The following is a 1746-nucleotide window of genomic DNA, read 5'->3' on the forward strand; positions in this document are numbered from 1 at the left end:
GGAGGGATTATGCCTTGTAATTCGGCGAGCGCATTTTTGTAATTGTCAACAAACTCTTGCGTTCCATAGGTTCCGCGTATTCTAATACGTTTTCCATGACCAATACGGACATACCATACAATTTTACAAAGCATGTCCCCATGGATTTCGTTCTAGTTTACGCAATTGGCTTGCTGAAACAACCGATGCCCCCTATGAGGTCGCTGAAACCATTCTAAGTCATACGGTCGGAGGGCAAGTAGAGCGTGCTTATCGTCGTACTGATTATTTAGAACAGCGCCGTATCTATATGGATAAATGGGCGGCTTATGTTACAGGTCATGCTTAAGATATGGGGTGTAATACCCCATTATCTGTGGATAACTTTCTATCTCTCTTCTCTCATTCTTTCTCAATGAGACTCATAAATTATCACATCAGAAAATCTATAATAAAACACTGTTTTTTTATAGACTAAATACCTTTCCAGTGATTCAATAATATGGTTAATAAATACTTATGATTTGTTCCCATTTTTTACTCTTGAAAGGAAATTATAATGACAGAAAACGATATTCTTTTAACTGACCGTGAAAGTGCAAAATTGCTTCATATGAGTGTTTCAACATTTCGCCGTCATGTGACCAATGGCTCTTTACCAAAACCTTTAAAATTTGGTTTTTTATCGCGTTGGTTACAATCAGATCTTTTGAATGTTATAGAGCAAGCAAAACAGCAACGTTATAACAACGTCGCATAAAAGAAAACCTTGTCACGTAAGGACGGACAAGGCTTTCCATTTTCACTCAAACAATGAATAGCAAAATCCGTTCTGTGACGCAAGTAACAGGACAATAATTATGTTTTATGAAAATTCTCAGGGCATCACCAATGCCTTGCGTGGGGTTTGGTATGGGCGTTATGGAAGTGCCCGTTGTCCAGCCCATGATGATCAATTGCCTAGTTTATCCCTTGCCAATGGACATGATGGGCGTCTTTTACTCATTTGTTATGCGGGTTGTTCTTTTAGAGAGATCATACAAGCGCTTAGAAGAATTGGCTTGCTTGGAACACAAGCCTTTGTTGATAAAACTTATGATCATAGGCTTTCTTTCTCAAAACAGTTTTCTGCTGATCTCAAACGAGTACAACAGAAAGCAGAGAGAGCAAAAGCAATTTGGCAACAAAGCCAACCGATAAAAGATACGCTAGCAGAAACCTATTTACGCATGCGGGGTATTACATGTGACTTATTTCCTTATTTACGCTTTCACGACAACTGTCCACACCCCTTAGGAATGACATTGCCCGCGTTGGTGGCGCTTGTTAAGGGAGCTGGTTCCTTTGCCATTCATAGAACCTTTTTACAAGCCAATGGCTGCAAAGCAGATCACAAACCAGCCAAAGCCATGTTGGGATCTGTCATGGGCGGCGCTGTGCATTTAAGTCAAGAGAATCCAAAACATCTGGTTATTTGTGAAAGCATTGAAACCGGTCTTTCCTTACTGTCTGGTTTGTTATCAGAGCTCGTGAATTTATGGGCGTCTCTTTCTACCAGTGGCATGATGCGTGTGAATTTACCCCCTATAAAAGCACGTCTGACAATCGCTATGGACGGCGATGATGCGGGTCGTAAAGCGGGTTTTACCCTAGCTGCGCGTGCTTATAGCCAAGGCTTTGAGGTCTTTATGATGCAAGCCCCTAACTCTTTAGATTTCAACGATTTTCTCTATTATTCAAGGTAAGTAATATGAAACAAGATAATAA

2 protein-coding genes and 2 pseudogenes are annotated in these 1746 nt (G+C 40.5%); 3 read left to right on the forward strand and 1 reads right to left on the reverse strand.

The annotated features are described in order from the left end of the window. Nucleotides 1–134: pseudogene (locus tag ABD917_RS08610) on the reverse strand (tyrosine-type recombinase/integrase); the annotation flags it as partial. Here ABD917_RS08610 and ABD917_RS08615 point away from each other — a divergent pair. From ABD917_RS08615 to ABD917_RS08625, 3 genes and pseudogenes are all read left to right on the forward strand, one after another. Then, nucleotides 128–328 (forward strand): annotated as a pseudogene (locus tag ABD917_RS08615) (integrase); the annotation flags it as partial. The pseudogenes ABD917_RS08610 and ABD917_RS08615 sit on opposite strands and share 7 nt — an antisense overlap. A gap of 210 nt (nt 329–538) precedes the next feature. After that, nucleotides 539–739, forward strand: coding sequence for a helix-turn-helix transcriptional regulator (locus tag ABD917_RS08620; RefSeq protein WP_345119653.1), 201 nt, complete (start codon nt 539–541; stop codon nt 737–739). Nucleotides 740–839: 100 nt separating this feature from the next. Further along, nucleotides 840–1724, forward strand: a complete 885-nt coding sequence (locus ABD917_RS08625) for a DUF7146 domain-containing protein (protein ID WP_345119654.1) — start codon at nt 840–842, stop codon at nt 1722–1724. Nucleotides 1725–1746: the final 22 nt, after the last annotated feature.

Origin of the sequence: Bartonella pachyuromydis (genome assembly GCF_039543065.1) — a bacterium.
Lineage (GTDB): Bacteria > Pseudomonadota > Alphaproteobacteria > Rhizobiales > Rhizobiaceae > Bartonella > Bartonella pachyuromydis.

What these genes read in the sequence shown, in the direction of transcription:
- ABD917_RS08620 (WP_345119653.1), top strand. Translation starts at nt 539, where the DNA reads ATGACAGAAAACGATATTCTTTTAACTGACCGTGAAAGTGCAAAATTG.
- ABD917_RS08625 (WP_345119654.1), top strand. Translation starts at nt 840, where the DNA reads ATGTTTTATGAAAATTCTCAGGGCATCACCAATGCCTTGCGTGGGGTT.